This is a genomic window from Microcoleus sp. A006_D1 (assembly GCF_036702805.1).
Taxonomy (GTDB): Bacteria; Cyanobacteriota; Cyanobacteriia; order Cyanobacteriales; family Microcoleaceae; genus Microcoleus.
The window spans coordinates 1-16,839 of the sequence record NZ_JAUBVZ010000006.1 but is presented as its reverse complement, the minus strand read 5'-3'; the positions used below and the strand labels follow the sequence as shown (position 1 = coordinate 16,839).

Here is a 16,839-nt window from a genome sequence, read left to right as displayed (position 1 = left end):
TCAGTCCCTCCCAATCACCGAAGCATATGCCACTCACTAAAAAATACAGATTAGTCACCCGCAGCGATTTTGACGGTCTTGTCTGTGCAGTTTTGCTCAAAGAACTCGATATGATCGACGAGATTAAATTCGTGCATCCTAAAGATATGCAGGATGGAAAAATCGAAATAACAAATAACGATATTAGCACCAATTTACCCTATGTCGAAGGAGTTCATCTCGCTTTCGATCACCATTTCAGCGAAACTCTCAGACACGACAAAATCAAAATCAACCACATCATCGACCCCTATGCAGCTTCAGCAGCTAGGGTGCTGTACAAATATTATGGCGGCCAAGCAAAGTTTCCTGAAATTTCCGAGGCAATGATGGCGGCAGTTGACAAATCCGATTCCGCTAAATTTGCTAAAGAAGAGATTTTACATCCCGAAGAATGGGTGCTGTTAAACTTTTTAATGGACGCTAGAACTGGGTTGGGCAGATTTAAAGAATTTACGGTTTCCAACTATCAGTTAATGATGCAGTTGATCGATTACTGCAAAAATCATACTATCGATCAAATCTTGGAGCTTCCCGATGTAAAAGAAAGAGTAGACCTCTACTTCGACCAAGCAGAAAAATTTAAAGAGCAAATACAGCGCTGCGCCAAAGTTTATGATAATTTAGTAGTTTTGGATTTGCGAAACGAAGATGTGATTTATGCGGGGAATCGCTTTATGATTTACGCTTTGTTCCCCGAGTGCAATATATCGATTCATGCACTTTGGGGACTGAAACAACAAAATACTGTTTTCGCAGTTGGTAAGTCAATCTTTAACAAAACTTCTCAAACTAATATTGGGGAGTTAATGTTAAGATATGGTGGTGGCGGGCACCAGAATGCCGGAACTTGTCAGATTGAGAATGATAAAGCTAGTAAAATTTTGAATGAGTTAATTGCCCAGATTGAGCATAATGCTTAAATTGGCTAGGTCTTTGTTCCACATCCCAGGACGCACACTCTGTATTTGTAGGGTGCGCACTGCGCACCTTACCGGGAGCAAAATAGTTAAATTGGCTGGATTTTTTCCCAGTCAGAACTTAACTCTGTGATTATGTGATTTTTCAGGACTGAAGTCCTTACTACAAACCGGTGTTTTTTAGGACTGAAGTCCGAACTGTCGAATTGGAGTTTACTCGTCAAGGTTTTGAGCTTGTGGGTTTTGGGCGTTGAGATTTTCTGCTGCACTATTGCCTTTGACTGGCGGTAAATGGTCTACCAAACCCATATCAAAAGCGACATCCGGCAAATCGGCGGCGTTATATTTTCCTGGTTCAAACAATCGCCCCGGAGTAAAACAAGGCTGCTTCAATCTTACCACTTCGGTAGGTGAAAACATTCCTCTAAACATTTTGCGTTCGAGTCCCATAATTGCCGCTCCTAAAACAACTCTCGCATTAATTTTAGCAATTTTTTAGCGGCAGCTTCCCAATTAAATAAATCTGCCGTCTCTCTAGCTTTTTGAGCAACCTGAAAGCGCATTGGGTCTTCAACAATTTTCCGCAACTGCTGGCGAACAGACTGAACATTTGGTTCTGCCCAATGTGGAGAATTTCGGATTTTTAGATACTGAGTATCGTAACATTCTCCGACGGGAATTAGATCGTAAGCAATGGGATAGCAGTTAGCAGTATTGGCGTACTCCGTCGGGCCGCCGTACATAGTCATAGCGACGGGTAAACCCGCAGCAAAGGCATCCAAAATTTTGATCGCAAAACCTTCGCCTCGAAACGGAGCTAAAAAAGCATCTGCTGATAAGTATAAATCAGCTAATTCTGCTTTAGTACAAAATTTAGGTCTTACTTGAACTTTTGACTTTAACTTGCCGAATTGTTTTTCGATATTTACGAGATGTTCTACTATGACATCAGGATTTTTGCCGCCATCTTTGATGATTAACTCTACGTTGGGGTCATCTTTAAACTCTTGATAAAATGCTTGAATGGCGAGATCCGTGCCAAATCTATATAAATCAAAAGAATTGGTCATGTGCAGAATATATTTTACATTTTTTTGGGTTTTGTGCGGTCTGGGAGAATAGAGTTGCGAGATTAAAGGATTGAAACCTAGAGGTATTACTGAGACTTTTTGGTTGGGACAGCCAGCTTGGATTAAAACGTTTTTAGAATATTCGCTTACGGCTAGAATGTGGGATGAATTGTTGACAGCATCGTAAATCCAGTAATCATAATCATCATCATTTTTGGCGAATTCGTAATTGATAGCAAAAAATTCTAAGTTGAGGTGTCCTTTGAGTTCTTTGAGAAAATAAGGTTTCCAGTAATGAGACCATTTGATCTGAAATAAATCTGATGGGGCGGTGTTCATCCACTTCGCTAGCAGGTGGTTTTCCTCGGGTGTGGAATTGCGGGTGACGTGAGAGGCGATTGTTGATGGTTCGACAGATATAGGAATTCCCATTTTGTCTAATGTTGTCGCCAGGGATAGGGTGATGTCGGCGAAGGAGTTAAAGTGTTGAAATCCGACGTTAAAGTGAACCATTTTTATGGGAATGGGGAATGGGGAATGGGGAATTGGTTATTGGTTATTGGTTATTGGTTATTGGTTATTGGTTATTGGTTATTGGTTATTGGAGGTAGAGCCTTCGGGTATGTACTACCAGGCAGAGCCTGGGAACAAGACTACAACAAATAACAAATAACAAATAACAAATAACAACTAACAACTAACAAATAACAACTAACAAATAACAATTAACTAATGATTAATTGGCCGATCGCACTAATATGACTGTACAGTCGCAACCGCGCGCCACAGCTTCCGGGATGTTCCCCTGAATCACTTGTTTTAGGAGTCCTTCGCGGCTCGCTCCTAGGACGATCGCATCACACTGATCATTCTGAGCTAAATCAATTAAAGCATCAGAAACCGACTTAGCGCAAACCGCAGTCGCTACTACCGAACAGCTAACCCTGCGCTTGATAAAATCCGCAGCTTGCTTTAATTCTACGCGATCGGGTTCTGTAACAGAAGGCTGGTGAACCTGACACAATTTAATCTCCGGTACAGCACTCGCAGCCACCAAAGCAGGTAGCAGCCGCAAAGCCGCAGCTTGCTTGTAACTGCCGCGAATTGGCACCAACCAGCGCTGCAAACCCATCAGCGTGTGCAGTCCCAATTCTGGTGCTGGAATGTCGGAATTCGGCGGGGAAAGTTCAGTGTCGGGAGTCGCTGATGAACTTGATGCCGCAAATTGGGAATTTTCTGCGCCGTCACATCCGGGCGCATTTAACTGCCATTCTGTAGACGCATATTCCCGGACACTGCTATCCGCTACAAACTGATTTTTCTGGCGTGTTGCTAATAGTTTTTCGCTCCACTTCACCAAAACTACCTCGCAGCCGGCTTGCCGAATTACGGTATCGACCACATCCCCAAAAATGCGTCCGGTTGTGGAAATTTCGCCTTGCCAGCCCATCAAAATTAAATCGATGTGTCGCTCCTTAATAGTCTCCAAAATCGCATGGGGCACGTCGTGAGAAACCCGGATTTGAGTGTGTACTGGCAAGTTCCAATTGCGGACAATGCGCTCGGCTTGTTGCAGCAGGCGGCGGCTTTTTGTGGTTCGCACTGCGCTTTCTGAGGGGGAACTGTTGCGCGGTACTAAGATGATTTGCAGGCATTCTAATTCGTAATTGCGATCGCGCGCAATGGCGGCCGCCAACCGCAGCAAGGCGGGTGCTGTTTGCGGGTTGGAAAGCGGCACTAATAATCTGCCGTTTCCGACTTGCGGAGCCCTGGTTTGATAGACTACATAGGAGGGTTCTGGATGCGGGCCTTGGGTGGTTTGTCCGCTGAGGCGATCGGATTCAACTCGGATAATGTCGCTACGGGTAATAATTCCGACTAAATGCCGTCCTTCTACGACGGGTAAGCGGCTGATATTGTAGTGATTGAGTCTGTATAGTACCTCGCTTAAGGTATCCTTGGCTTTAACTGCGATCGGCTGTGCAGTCATAAATTCTTTGAGCAGTATCTTGCCGGATAGACTTTGCTCGCTGGCTTTTGCTAAATCGGTTTGACTAATAATTCCGACTAATTTGCCATCGTCTACTACCGGAAAACCACGATGGCTCGATCGCGAAAAAGCCTGGATCACTTCATCGAAAGTCAGCAGACTCGAAAGAGTTTCAACTCGGCGCTGCATGACGTTAGCTGCGATCAAGTCGCTGAGGGTATCAGTTGCAGGTTTTGCCTTTGTCAGTTGAATGCCGTTAAACTCCAAAAGGCGATCGTATAGCGAACCACTATCTACCTTTTCTGCAACCAAATAAGCAACAACAGAACAGATCATCAATGGTAGCACTAATTTGAAATCCGCCGTAATTTCAAACACAATGACTACCGCCGTAATCGGCGCCCTCGAAACCGCGCAAAAAAACGCTCCCATGCCCGCCAAAGCATAGGTTGTAGGCAAACCGACACCCAGGGAATTTGCTTGCAAAATACCCACGATGTGACCGAGTGCAGAACCCATAACCAGAGAAGGACCAAATAATCCTCCCGGAGCTCCAGAAGCCGCAGAAATAATTGTCAGAAAAAAGTGAGCTACAAAAGCAATTAAACTCGTTGTACCGTTGGCTTCCCCAGTCAGCAGAAACTCCCGCAAACCCGTATTGTTGCGGAAACTTTCTGGCAGAAAAGCTATTACCGAACCGCAGATTATACCAGCTAGAGCAATTCGCAGGGGCAATGGTAATTTGAGCGTGCGCCTGTTAAATTGCAAGCTCGCAATAATCCCTTTGCTAAACAAAGCTCCCAGCAATCCCGCTAAAATTCCTAACAGTATATAAAACGGGATTTCCTGAGCTTCAAAACTGGTTGGGTACTCGCGAAGGTTCAAATTTAAAGTATCGCCGCCCAAAAGTTGCGACACAACTGCACCGATAAATGAAGCAATAATTGCCGTCCCTAAAGTCAATCCCGAAACGTCGTGCAGGAGTTCTTCAATTACAAACAAAACTCCGGCAATGGGAGCATTGAAACCAGCCGCTAATCCCGCCGCCGCGCCGCAAGCAATCAATTGCCGGCGGTAGTCTGGGGAAGTAGGCATCAAGTGACCAATCCAGCCTGCTAAAGATGCTCCAATTTGTACAGTTGGGCCTTGTCTTCCTAGAGTTAAACCGGAACCAACTGCTAAAATAGTGGTGATAAGTTTGGCGACGGCTACTCGCAAATTCAAGGAAAGATTGACGCCACCGAGGGCAGCTTTGACGTGAGGAATGCCGCTCCCAGCAGTTTCGGGAGCCCAACGTTCAACCAAGAAACCTGTCAGCAATCCGCCGCATAAACCGACGCTGGGGAGTAAGATCCAAGCTGGAATTACTGTCGAGGTAGCAACTCGCCAACTGCCGAGCCATCCGACTCCTGATTTGAGTAAAACGCCAGCGAGTCCGGCAACCAAGCCGATCAGACAAGCTTCAAATATAGCGAGGCGTTTTGGTCGTAAAAATAGTTGAGATTTGATGACCCTGGAAGGTTCCCTAAAATGTTTAGGGATAGTTATGTACGGCATAAATAGTGTTTATTGCCTGCGAATTGTCTGCTCGGCTCGACTTTAGCAAGAAATGGCTCGATACTTACCTGAAATCTGCTGTAATTCCGATGCTAGCGGATTTGATATCAATCTGCGGTTATTTAGGCGATCGCCTCCACCAACGTTTTCAAATCCGGCACTTCTAAATCGGGCTGGGCACTGGCCGGCAGTGTCGCCCCAAATCCTGCTTTTCCCTGCCGCCGATTTACCCAAACTGTGGAGATTCCCATTGATGCCGCCGGTACAATATCGTGATACAGGCTTTGAGCAACGTGCAGAAGTTTTTCGGGTGCTATTCCCATTCTGTCGATCGCCATTTCAAAGTTGCGAGTTGACGGTTTGTACGATCGCACTTGTTCCGCAGTAATCACCCAATCGAATTCGACTTGTAAGTGTTTCGCCGTCCCCGCAAACAAATCGTCATCTATATTGGAAATTACTGCTAATTTATATTTTTGCTTGAGTGCTGCCAAAGCTGCGACTGTATCGGGAAATGGCTGCCAATTTTTGACAGAATCAGCCAAACTGTTTAATTCTGTTTCTGTCGGTTCAAAATTAAATCTTTGACCCAACTTTTCCACTACTTCTTGCAATATTTGCCGATATTTGATATAATTACTTTGGTCTTTTTCCAGTTCCGATTCAAACTCAGCAAACATTTCTAAAGTTCCGTCATCGCTCAAATCTATCTCGTGACTTGACAGCAATTGTTTCAAGACTGGCAAGATGCCGTTTTCCCAATCTATGAGAGTGCCGTAGCAGTCAAAACTCACAACTTCAAACTGATTAAAATCTAACATCTGTCATTGCTCCTATTTTATCGAAAATCATGTACTCCGAGGCAGAGAAACCAATACGGTTCAGTTAAAGCCGATCCCCCCTAGCCCCCCTTAAAAAGGGGGGGACAAGAAGTTACTCAAAGTCCCCCTTTTTAAGGGGGATTTAGGGGGATCTCTGGGGAATAAACAACCTTATCTGAACCGTATTGGCAGAGAAACCGGGTTTTTACAGGGATTAAAGGTGATCGACCAGTCTTTCGCAAAAAAACCCGGTTTCTGACCACCTATGCGTAACTCCTGTTTATCCTATTCTACGGTTGATATTCAGCAAAGATTTCAATTTTTCCGATAATATTGCGATTAAATTCTGCCAACTCTTCAGCCGGAATCCAATACTCTTGGTGAATCGAACTGCCGACAGTTTGCATGGGATATTTTTTTAAGAATTCAGCCAAAACTCGAAACCGAGTTACATAGCCAAAATATCCCGATGCTGCATCTTTGGTATTCCAATCTCGCGCAATTTGTATGGCGTATGCTTTGTGGAGTACGGGATAGAAAATAGGTTGAAAAGATAGCCGCGGCGGAAATGCCAGGAAATCGCTTTCTTTAATCAGTTCCATTTCTTTTTTGCCGACAGCTCGGAACAGCGTTACTGTCTCTCGCTCTGATACAGTGATATTTTTAAACCAACCTTTCCAACCGTCCCAATTGTGAACTATTTTAGCTAATTCAGAATAACCGAAGGCGCGGGGATGAGAACCGTCATTTTGGGTAAGTTCTTTTAGCCAAATTTCTGATATTTGCAGCGGGGTGCAAATATCCAAATAAGGCACGTTTGACTCGCTGCAAACTAGGGAAAACTGTTCGGATAAATTAGCTATTCTGATTGTGCGATCGACATCAATAACTGGCGGTGGGCCTACCATTAAAACAGGCGCTATTGCTTTGGCAGAGTTCAGAATATCGCGCAAGTTTTCAAGGGATTTTTCAATGGCGACGCGAGTTTTTCCGTTTTCTAGGTAAGTGTCGTTGACGCCAAAGGAAAATACTATTCTGCCGTCGCAGTAGTGAGGTAAACGGCTAGAAATTTCGTTAAACCACCGAGTTTCTATATCGGTACTGGTTTCTCCCCGCACTCCTAAATTATAGTAGGTAATATCTGGTGTTTGTCCGCTGGCGGCCACGCAAATTCGTCCTGTCCAACCAAGATATTTTGGATCGCCGGTACCGTTTACGAAAGAATCGCCGATAAAACAAATACGCATATTATATGGGGGAATTGGGAATTGGGAATTGGGAATTGGGCATCGGGCATCGGGCATCGGGCATGGGGCATCGGGGCATTTGTTATATCAATTCCGGTTGCACCGTCAGGTGATTGTTGACTGTTGACTCGGTGTCGGAAAACTTAGTTATGATTTACTGTTAACTGTAGTCCTACAACAAGTAACCACTAACTACTAACTACTCACTATTTGCCAATTACCAATGCCCGATGCCCATGCCCTGTTTGGCCGATGAATTTAGTTTTTGCCCGTGACTGACAATCCCTCTACAATTACAGATGGTGTGTGGCAAGAACCGTTCCACTCGGAGTCTCCTCCTAATTCTACTAATTGTTTGAGGACGCTGTAGACGTTGCCGGCTACCATTGTGTCTTTGATTCTGCCGACTATTTGACCTTTTTTGACTCGGTAGCCGAGATCGACGTTAATTGAGAAATCGCCGGAAATTCCGGCACTGCCGCCGAGCATTTGATCGACTACAATTCCGTCGTCTAATTGAGCGATTAAATCGATTAACGAAAGCGAACCTGGTTTAATTAAAACATTGAACAAACTCGGCGTGGGATAGCTGCCCAAACCGGGGCGAAATCCGTTGCCGGTGGTGCCGCTTCCCAAGGCTCTACCGGTGGTGCGATCGGTATAAAATAGCTGCAACACTCCACTGTTGATAAAGACGATCGCCCGAGTGGGAGTACCTTCGTCATCAAAAGGACAGCTATAAGGCCCGATATCCGGCTGTTGCGAGAGAGTGACAAGGGGCGATGTCACTTGTTGGCCCAGTCGATCGCTCCAAGGCGAAGCGCCTTCGAGTACCTGTTTGCCATTTAAAGCCGCACAAACAGTCCCCCACAGCAAATCGGCGGCTTTGGCTGTAAATAGCACCGGCACGCGCCCCGTGGCGGGGGCTACATTCTCTTTCGCCCATTCCAATCGCTGCAAAACCCGCTTGGCGCTGGTGTTTAAATCGAGGGTGCCGCGTTCGGTTTCGCCTTCCCAAATGTTGAGGAAATCTTCGCCCCGCACTAATTCTGCCGACAAGTAACCGCTGAGGGTGGTGTCGGTGTGGCTAGAATCCAAGCCTCTGGTATTCAGCAAGCGGGTGCTTTCGATTTCGCAGTCGAGTTCGGCGGTGCAGAGGCTTTCGGGATAGGCTTCGCGGACGATCGCGATCGCCTCTTTTCCCCAGTTTACTAGCTGTTGGGCCGGCACTGACACTCCGCGATCGGGATAAACAACTTTCTCACCGGTGCCGAGTTCGATGGTTTCCGGTTCGTTGAGTTGCGAAAGCGCGATCGCCCGATCGACCAAAATCTGCGGTTCCACGGGCCCGTAAGCCACCGCCAAACCCGGCCGCCCGTCCCGCCACAGCCGTAGAGCAATGCCTTCTGCTTGGGCGGTTTCTAGCTGTTTGAGGCGGTTTGCTTCAAAAAAGACCGGCCGCGAGAGCGATTGCGATTCCAATACCTCAGCAGCTTCGGCACCTGCTTTGGTGGCTAATTCTAGCAGTTGTTCTGCTGATTGGTGATTGGTCATTATTGTCGGTGGTTAGTAATGGGCGATCGGTTATTGGTTATTGGTTACTGGTTATTAGTTACTGGTTATTGGTTATTGGTTATTGGTTATTGGTTACTGGTTATTGGTTATTGGTTATTGGTTATTGGTTATTAGAAGTCACAACTAACAACTAACAACTAACAACTAACAACTAACAACTAACAAACAACTAACAACTAACAACTAACAACTAACAACTAACAACTAAATAGTTAGTTCGTGCAGCAGCCAAAATCCTGCGAAAGATTCCGATTCGGGATTTGACTGAATTGCTAAGAAATGTACTTGTTTTGCTTGCTTTTTCGCAGCCTCAAATGATGCGGCTTCTTTCTCAGTTGCTGCGTCTCTGAGATTAGCTACAATCCAGCGATCGTTAGCTCCCGTATCTAATACCAGCCTCGGGGGCGGGCCGCTCTCAAATTTGATAAAAGCCAACTCTAAAGCCGACATCCAACCAGCCAAAGCCGTTGCTCTCGACGAGTAGATCATAAGTCCTGGAATTTGCGTTTCCGGGCCCAGGCCTGTCATCGGCAGCCCGAAAGCTTCGCCAAATCCGATATCCCACTCGGACATTTCGTCAAAAGCGGCGATCGGCAAACTCACAAACGACCATTTTTCGCCGATTAAAGCGTCCGGCAGCGCTACGGGCGTTTCGGGTACAAATTGAACGCTCGGGTTCACAACCGGTTGATAGCCCTCTTCGGAGGGATAAACGTCTTGCATCCGTTCTTCCAGCCACAGGCTGAGGGCGAGGGTGCGACGGCTGGAGGCGACGGGAATATCCAACTCCTCGCAGGCTTTGGTAATCATGTTCGCCATTTGGCGGCGGAAAAAGCGGATTTTTTCAGGTGGTTTCGGTGCAGAGGCGATCGCATCTTTAATTGCGCCAGCCAGCCACAGGGAATTCACGGTTGTACTCGGGCAGAATTGCGAGTAGCGAAACAGAGATTCTGCCTTGTCGCCAACCTTCAGCGGGCTTTCGCAAATCAACACTTCCCATGTTTTTTTCCCACGCTCGTCTATGATTGGACGGCTGTAAAAGTCGAGTTCCCAAATAGTAGCCATGCCGCGCTGTTAAAAATTAATCCTTTCTCATGTTACCGGACAGCGGTCAGGTTTCTGATTTTGAGAATTTAAGGCTGATTTTCACTCGCGGGCGATCGCACTTTCCCAAAGATTGCCACTTTCCCTTGCAGCTTCCCGTGTAATTTTCGGCAGCAGCGCACAACCGGACACATTAGCAATTCCTCACAGAACAATGCCGCAGCAATCTCAACCCGCGATGTTTGTTAAACTTGTGGAAGCCGGGGACAACCAACAGTATAGCTTGATTCCATGAGACAAATCATTCTCGAAAAGATTATTTCTACCTTACAACCTTTAGATTTTGTTCTCGCTTTGTGGCAAGGAGGTTCAGCAGCCCACGGATACACCGACGAGTGGTCAGACCTCGATGTTGCGGTTGTGGTTGAAGATAACTGCGTGGAAGAAACATTTGAGATTGTGGAAAAAGCCCTCGCCGAAATTTCCGAAATCGAACTCAAATATCGAGTTCCAGAACCCGCTTGGCACGGTCAGTCGCAGTGCTTCTGGCGGCTCAAAGAAACCCCGCCGTTCTTGCTAATTGATTTTGCCGTTTTCCGGCGCAGCAGCCGCAACGATTTTCTGGAAATCGAGAGACACGGACAAGTCCCGATCGCCTTTGACAAAGCTAATTTAATTGTACCTGCTCATTTGGATACAAACAAGCATTTTTCCCAAATGCTAGCCTGATTCAACGAAATTAAAATTCGTTTTGATTTGCTGCAACCTCTGGTAAAAAAAGAGATTTATCGCGGGAATTTAGTAGATGCGATCGGCAACTATCACAATTGGACGCTTCTACCCTTAGTCGAACTGTTGGGCACGATCTACCGTCCCCACAGATACGACTTTAAACTCAAATATTTTAGCCGAGATTTTCCGGTCGAAATAGTCGATCGCGTCGCACCGCTTTTCTGCATCGCAAATCTTGAAGATTTGGCAGCAAAACAACAAACAGCCGAGGCTTTTTTTGCCGAAACTTTACCGCTTGCAGCAGCTAAATTTGACGTAAATACTAATTATGAAAAGTAGGGACACGGCAATGCCGTGTCCGGCGCGGGGATTGCGGACACGGCATTGCCGTTTCCCTACGGGGATTATGGACACAGCAATGCCGTTTTTTTACGAAGAGCTGCTATTTTTAATAATTAGTATAAGATTGCAGACTGGAGCAAGACCTTATTGAATTGGTATAAAAATGCCCTACCAGTACCGAAATAGGCTCAAGATTTCGTCCCAAAAGCGATTAATATAGTAGCAGCAACCTTAAAGATTAACATCCCGTGACAAAACTCAGCGTCAACATCAACCGAATCGCCCTCCTCAGAAACTCTCGAAACATCGGCATCCCCAGCGTTACCGAAGCCGCAAAAACAGTAATTGCCGCCGGAGCCCACGGCATTACAGTCCATCCCCGCCCCGACGAAAGGCACATCAAAGCTGCCGATGTTTACGACTTAGCCAAAATGCTCACCGTCGAGTTCAACATCGAAGGAAATCCGTTTCAGCCACCATTTATGGATGTAGTTTGCGACGTAAAACCTGCCCAGTGTACCTTAGTCCCGGACGCTCCCGACGTGCTAACATCCGATAGCGGTTGGAATATTCCCGAAAATCGCGATCGCCTGTTGCCAATTATTGAAAAATTAAAAGACAACGGCATCAGAGTCAGCCTGTTTATGGACGCAGATGCTGCTCTCATGCCCCTAGCAAAAGAAGTTGGAGCCGATCGCGTAGAACTGTACACGGAACCCTACGCAACTGCTTTTCGCGAAGGCAATGTAGAATCTGTTTTTCAACAATATGTCTTAGCAGCTCAAGCGGCTCAATCAGTAGGTTTAGGAGTGAATGCCGGACACGATCTAAATTTGCAAAACTTAGCTAAGTTTTGCTCGATTCCTGATATACTAGAAGTATCGATCGGTCACGCTTTAATTGCAGAAGCACTAGAAATGGGCTTGTCCAACACAGTACAAGCTTACCTAAAAATTCTCTCAGGTTCGTAGTACAAATAAACCTCATCTGGCAGGGCTGGTTTTGCACAAAAATTATCAATAAACCCGCCCCTTGTATCTACAAACCCTACCAGCCTCAAATCTTAGACTGCCCGATTCTTGGCAAAGTTATAGGGGAAGGTGCTATCAAGCTGTGCACCCTACAAGCCGATCGCCCTCGCACCAGGTAACAGTAGAGGTCGTCACCCCCTGCTGGCGAAGGGTATTTTGCTGGTAGCAAGGCCGATCCAGGAACCCAGACACCGCGTTTTTTGGGTGCGGGCATTTTTTCAGCAATATCCTTGGAAAAAGCTTTAATTTTCCTTAACCAAATAACTCAAATTCTCGATGATATTATGTGTAGGGAGTATCATTGAAATGTCCCGAGAAATTGAGGCTACTACTTAGCTCCCGCACTGGCAATCTGCTACCAGCAGTTTTTGTGCAAGTACGGAATATTTACGTGTATCCTCCATGCTGCTGTAGCCGATCGCGATCGCCAGATTTAATCCGGTGGAAACAGGCAAACACAAGTAACCATATACAACTCATTACCCCTCCCGAGTGCGACATGAAAAAACTAATTTTACTGACTGGAATGCTACTCATGATGGCGGCAAAATCAGTATTTGCCAGCCCTGTAGCCCCAAAAATTGCACCGAGCGAGCGGATGGCTGCCTCGGAAATTACAGAAACCTTTAACAAACCCGCTACTTCTGCCCCAGTTGCCAACCTAGAACCGATCGAACCAACGCCAGCTACCTCTGCCCCAGTTGCCAAGCTCGAACCCATTGAGCGAATGTCAACCTCGCAAATTCGAGCCACCATCAACCAACCCACCACCTATATTTTTGAAGGCGTCAAAGGGCGAGAACTCACTCTCTCCCTGTGGGCGGGACAACTGACAGCCGAACTTTACAGTCCCAATGGTCAGAATATGGGAGTTATTGAAAAAACTGACAATCAGTGGATCGGCCAGTTGCCAGAGTCCGGCATCTACCGCGTGCGAGTCACCCCGAAAGGTGAGACTAGCAGCTTCGTACTCGAACGCGACTTTAACGCCAAGTGGACTTACAGGCCCGATCGCACAATTCCCATCGCCTTTGGGGAAAACGAAGCCACAGTCAGGCTCAAAATGTCCGGCTACCAAATCCAGCCCCTGACAGTTCAAGGAAAACAGGGACAGACAATCAAGGTGACTGCTAGCAACAAAACTCTCGATGTGGCGATCGAATCTCCGTCGGGACAACTCCTGGATCAAGGCGAAGGTCAAACTTTTGCTCAACTCCCGGAGTCTGGAACCTACAAGGTGCTGGTAGTTGCCAACAGGCCGATCAAATCCTCCATCAGAGTTGCTGTGCGATAAGCGATCTCAAATCTAGCTTTAATACCCCTTTGATTCTTTAGTCCTTATACGGGACGCCAGCCAAGTATAGTAGCGATGGCAATCGCACCAGGACGATCCAGGGGTTTTAACGCGGATTTTGCCTAACGCAGAACTCGATCGAAAAAAGGGAAGTTCAAAAACTCCCATTTCGAGCGGTAGATCACTTTAACCCATATTGCACAGTTGAGGATGCCGAATGTGGGTTTTAATATCAACCTTGGATCAGCGCTGCAAAACGTTCTTGTTTCCAAATGCAGCTCAAATCCGAGTCAGCTAAAGCAAGCTCTCGGTATAAAATCGGCATAAACTCCACAGCCCGCTGCAAATTGTCAAGGGCAAAATCAGCAAAGCCCAGCAGTGCATAACAGCAAGCTTTGTTATAAAAAGCGTTAGCAAAATCAGGATTGATTTCTAAGGTCGTTTCGTAGCAAGCAATAGCCTCCGAATAGCTGCCTTGTCGCGCCAATTCCACACCCCGATTGTACCAAATCAAATAATCCTCAACCAGGCACTCATGTGTAGGAGTGAACTTGGTATTTCTCTGATTTAAACCGACTAATTTCCCCAAAGCCACCCGCCGTTCCCCGATCGCTTCGGCTCGGCCCGGTTTCAGAGCGAGCGATCGGCTAAAACTAGCTACTGCTTGTTTGTAAAGTCCCATGGAATTCGCAGCTAGACCGCGATTGTACCAAGCCTGGGCGTCGTCTGGGTTAAACTCGATCGCGCGATCGAAACTGTTGAGTGCCTGATAGTAAAGTTTTAGTTTTAACAGAGCATTGCCTCGGTTGTACCACGCCCAAGCAGCCTCCGGGTGCAAACTTAAAGAGCGATCGAAACTCAAAACCGCCTTATAGTAAAGCCCCATATCGATCAGCGTTAGTCCCCGGTTGTGCCAAATACTCGCCGAGCATGGGTTGAACTCCAGAGCCCGGTCAAAACTGTTGAGAGCATCCAACCAGCGGCCCAACTTTCCTAAAGCAATAGCCCGGTTGTGCCAGCCAAAGCTCGCATTCGGCTCCACCGCCAAGGCCTCATCAAAACTTGAAAGCGCCTCTAAGTGCCGTTCTAAGTTCCCCAAAGCCATACCTCTCCCGAACCAAGCCTTATAATGATCCGATTGCAAATTCACAGCTCGGTTAAAGTTCGCCAGAGCATTATCGTGATCCTTAGCTTCGAGGTGGCGCGAACCCAAATGGTAATACCAAGCCGCTTCCAGGTTTTGAATTAAGTTCATAATATCTCGCATCTATCTTAGGGATGATTCTACACGAACAATGCCCGGAGTTAAACTGTAATTTCACTAAAATTCCGAAAATTTTGATACAGGGCGATCGCCCGTACAAACTGCCAGCAACAACCTCAACAATTGACGCTGAAACCAACTATTTTCCTCTGATGAAATGCTCTTTCACCTAACCGCACCGATCGCTGGTTGGAGCTGCTGCTAATAGGAGGGTTCTGGGCGAGTCATGCAACTATTACCGCATCCAAAATCAAATTTGCAGTTACACCAAGAGTGTTGCGGCGCCGCTCGTCCAACTGCAAATTCCATAGTGCGATCGGCTCCAACTTGTGATTGCTTTCTTCAAGCAACCACAACCGCTGTTTGAGCGCGATCGCTCAACAGCAACCTGCCAGCAGCATCAATACTAAAATCCTTTCCCAGTAAAAAACCTTTGCCCATCAACCGCTTGCAAACAACCAGCGCCGTAATTCGACGAATCTCTTCCATCACGTCAGCAGGAATCAAATAACTCAAACTCCAGATCACCGACTCGGAGTCATACCAAATCAAGCGCTCAATACTCACAATCATCAAAGCAGCTACACTGTCAACAGACAGCCGCTCTCTGAGAGCGGCAATCAAATCTTTACCAATTAAGCTATTGCGAGTCATCATCGCCCTAGCCATCTTCCCAATTTCTTGTTCGAGTTCTAAATGATTCATGCTTAGCACTGGCTATGATATTTTTAAAGCACTACTCAGAGTAAAAACAGTCGCCCCTACCAGGCTCTGCCCGACGGCGTAGCTAACGCAGGCTCTACTGCAACTCTATTACCAAAGTATACCTAAAGAAAGATTAAAAATGTATCTAAAGGCAGATACCAAAATTATTATTTTTTGTTATTAATATATGAACAAATTCCCGCAAGAGTTTTTACTAGCAGCAAATTGAGTATTTGTACTCGCTCAGACCGTGAGGCAAGTTATAGCCTTTCTCAGAAAGATGAGGTACGCGAACGGCATAGGGCATAGGCCTCCGTGGGCATAGGGCATAGGCCTCCGTGGGCATAGGGCTATCCTCACCACGCTTGAGAACCGCTATAAGAGAAGAATTGGTAAATTCGCTACATAATAAGGAAGTAGTTACTTCGGAGAAAAAACAGCAATGGCTGCACAAGGGCCAGATATCGATATTGCCCCCTATATCGACCACGCCCTGATCGATCCGGGTGCCACAACAGAGCAAGTAGAAAACTGCTGCCAACAAGCAGAAAGATTTGGGTTTGCCACAGTTTGCGTGTATCCCGCCTACGTCCGACAAGCGGTAAGTCTTCTGCACGGCAAAAAACCCAAAGTCTCAACTGTCATCGCTTTTCCCATCGGAGCAACGACATCAACAGTAAAACTCTACGAAGCCCTAGAAGCCGCAGACAATGGAGCCGTGGAGTTAGATGTCTGCGTTAACTTAGGATTATTGAAAGCCGGAAAAATGGACGAATTTCACCGAGAAATAGCCGAAATTTGCGAAGAAACCGGACTCACCATCAAGGCGATTATCGAAAGCTCGATGCTTTCCGATCCCGAAAAACAATTAGCGGCTGAGCTTTGCATGGAGGCGGGCGCGGCTTACATCAAAACTAACACCGGCTTTTTCGGCGCGGCGACTGTTGAAGACGTGCGGTTGCTCAAGGAAATTACTAAGGGAAGGGTTGGTATTAAAGCCGCCGGAGGAATTCGCACTCATGAACAAGCTATAGATTTGATCGTCGCTGGTGCAACTCGTTTGGGGACTTCTCGCGGCCCGGAATTAATCCGCCAGCGAGATAATTTAGATAAGAGTCATTAGTCAGTTGACAGTTGGCAGTTGGCAGTTGGCAGTTGGCAGTTGGCAGTTGGCAGTTGGCAGTTGGCAGTTGGCAGTTGGCAGTTGG

At 46.6% G+C, this 16,839-nt stretch carries 18 protein-coding genes; 7 read left to right on the top strand and 11 right to left on the bottom strand.

Going from position 1 to position 16,839, the window contains the following annotated elements:
- Nucleotides 1-26 precede the first annotated feature (26 nt).
- Nucleotides 27-962 carry an exopolyphosphatase gene (locus tag QUB68_RS12430; RefSeq protein WP_332992702.1) on the top strand — a complete coding sequence of 312 codons (936 nt, stop codon included), beginning with the start codon at nt 27-29 and terminating at the stop codon, nt 960-962.
- A gap of 210 nt (nt 963-1,172) precedes the next feature.
- On the opposite strand, the gene QUB68_RS12425 is transcribed toward QUB68_RS12430, so the two are convergent.
- From QUB68_RS12425 to QUB68_RS12395, 7 genes are all read right to left on the bottom strand, one after another.
- Nucleotides 1,173-1,409: a hypothetical protein gene (locus QUB68_RS12425; protein WP_332992700.1), complete on the bottom strand. Its 237-nt coding sequence runs from the start codon at nt 1,407-1,409 to the stop codon at nt 1,173-1,175.
- Between the two features lie 11 nt (nt 1,410-1,420).
- A complete protein-coding gene (locus QUB68_RS12420; RefSeq protein ID WP_332992698.1) occupies nt 1,421-2,542 on the bottom strand; it encodes a glycosyltransferase family 4 protein in 1,122 nt (373 codons plus the stop codon).
- Between the two features lie 223 nt (nt 2,543-2,765).
- Nucleotides 2,766-5,576 carry a chloride channel protein gene (locus QUB68_RS12415; RefSeq protein ID WP_332992696.1) on the bottom strand — a complete coding sequence of 937 codons (2,811 nt, stop codon included), beginning with the start codon at nt 5,574-5,576 and terminating at the stop codon, nt 2,766-2,768.
- A gap of 122 nt (nt 5,577-5,698) precedes the next feature.
- Nucleotides 5,699-6,397 carry a haloacid dehalogenase type II gene (locus QUB68_RS12410; RefSeq protein ID WP_332992693.1) on the bottom strand — a complete coding sequence of 233 codons (699 nt, stop codon included), beginning with the start codon at nt 6,395-6,397 and terminating at the stop codon, nt 5,699-5,701.
- 290 nt (nt 6,398-6,687) lie between these two features.
- Entirely contained in the window at nt 6,688-7,644 is a 957-nt protein-coding gene (locus QUB68_RS12405; protein WP_332992691.1) for a GDSL-type esterase/lipase family protein, read from the bottom strand.
- 258 nt (nt 7,645-7,902) lie between these two features.
- Complete coding sequence (locus tag QUB68_RS12400) at nt 7,903-9,198, bottom strand: TldD/PmbA family protein (protein ID WP_332992690.1); 1,296 nt, start codon at nt 9,196-9,198, stop codon at nt 7,903-7,905.
- 225 nt (nt 9,199-9,423) lie between these two features.
- Nucleotides 9,424-10,284, bottom strand: coding sequence for a Tab2/Atab2 family RNA-binding protein (locus tag QUB68_RS12395; RefSeq protein WP_332992688.1), 861 nt, complete (start codon nt 10,282-10,284; stop codon nt 9,424-9,426).
- 270 nt (nt 10,285-10,554) lie between these two features.
- Here QUB68_RS12395 and QUB68_RS12390 point away from each other — a divergent pair, with 270 nt between their 5' ends.
- From QUB68_RS12390 to QUB68_RS12375, 4 genes are all read left to right on the top strand, one after another.
- A complete protein-coding gene (locus QUB68_RS12390; protein WP_332992686.1) occupies nt 10,555-10,992 on the top strand; it encodes a nucleotidyltransferase domain-containing protein in 438 nt (145 codons plus the stop codon).
- 27 nt (nt 10,993-11,019) lie between these two features.
- A complete protein-coding gene (locus QUB68_RS12385) occupies nt 11,020-11,334 on the top strand; it encodes a hypothetical protein (RefSeq protein ID WP_332992684.1) in 315 nt (104 codons plus the stop codon).
- Between the two features lie 251 nt (nt 11,335-11,585).
- Nucleotides 11,586-12,308: a pyridoxine 5'-phosphate synthase gene (locus QUB68_RS12380; RefSeq protein WP_332992682.1), complete on the top strand. Its 723-nt coding sequence runs from the start codon at nt 11,586-11,588 to the stop codon at nt 12,306-12,308.
- Between the two features lie 129 nt (nt 12,309-12,437).
- Nucleotides 12,438-12,614: a hypothetical protein gene (locus QUB68_RS12375; RefSeq protein ID WP_332992680.1), complete on the top strand. Its 177-nt coding sequence runs from the start codon at nt 12,438-12,440 to the stop codon at nt 12,612-12,614.
- A gap of 86 nt (nt 12,615-12,700) precedes the next feature.
- Here QUB68_RS12375 and QUB68_RS12370 read toward each other — a convergent pair whose 3' ends face one another.
- A complete protein-coding gene (locus QUB68_RS12370; RefSeq protein WP_332992678.1) occupies nt 12,701-12,823 on the bottom strand; it encodes a hypothetical protein in 123 nt (40 codons plus the stop codon).
- 44 nt (nt 12,824-12,867) lie between these two features.
- Between QUB68_RS12370 and QUB68_RS12365 the strand changes: the two genes are divergently transcribed.
- The gene (locus QUB68_RS12365; protein ID WP_332992676.1) at nt 12,868-13,662 is read left to right on the top strand and encodes a hypothetical protein; all 795 of its coding nucleotides are present in this window, start codon (nt 12,868-12,870) and stop codon (nt 13,660-13,662) included.
- A gap of 232 nt (nt 13,663-13,894) precedes the next feature.
- Here the strand turns inward: QUB68_RS12365 and QUB68_RS12360 are convergent, their stop codons facing one another.
- The 3 genes from QUB68_RS12360 to QUB68_RS12350 form a co-directional block, all read right to left on the bottom strand.
- Nucleotides 13,895-14,917, bottom strand: a complete 1,023-nt coding sequence (locus QUB68_RS12360) for a tetratricopeptide repeat protein (protein WP_332992674.1) — start codon at nt 14,915-14,917, stop codon at nt 13,895-13,897.
- A 233-nt stretch (nt 14,918-15,150) separates the two neighbouring features.
- Nucleotides 15,151-15,276, bottom strand: a complete 126-nt coding sequence (locus tag QUB68_RS12355) for a hypothetical protein (protein WP_332992672.1) — start codon at nt 15,274-15,276, stop codon at nt 15,151-15,153.
- Nucleotides 15,269-15,631 carry a hypothetical protein gene (locus tag QUB68_RS12350; protein WP_332992670.1) on the bottom strand — a complete coding sequence of 121 codons (363 nt, stop codon included), beginning with the start codon at nt 15,629-15,631 and terminating at the stop codon, nt 15,269-15,271. The genes QUB68_RS12355 and QUB68_RS12350 overlap by 8 nt, the downstream gene beginning before the upstream one ends.
- Before the next feature lie 442 nt (nt 15,632-16,073).
- On the opposite strand from QUB68_RS12350, the gene deoC reads away from it, so the two are divergent.
- Complete coding sequence (gene deoC, locus QUB68_RS12345) at nt 16,074-16,754, top strand: deoxyribose-phosphate aldolase (RefSeq protein ID WP_332992669.1); 681 nt, start codon at nt 16,074-16,076, stop codon at nt 16,752-16,754.
- Nucleotides 16,755-16,839: the final 85 nt, after the last annotated feature.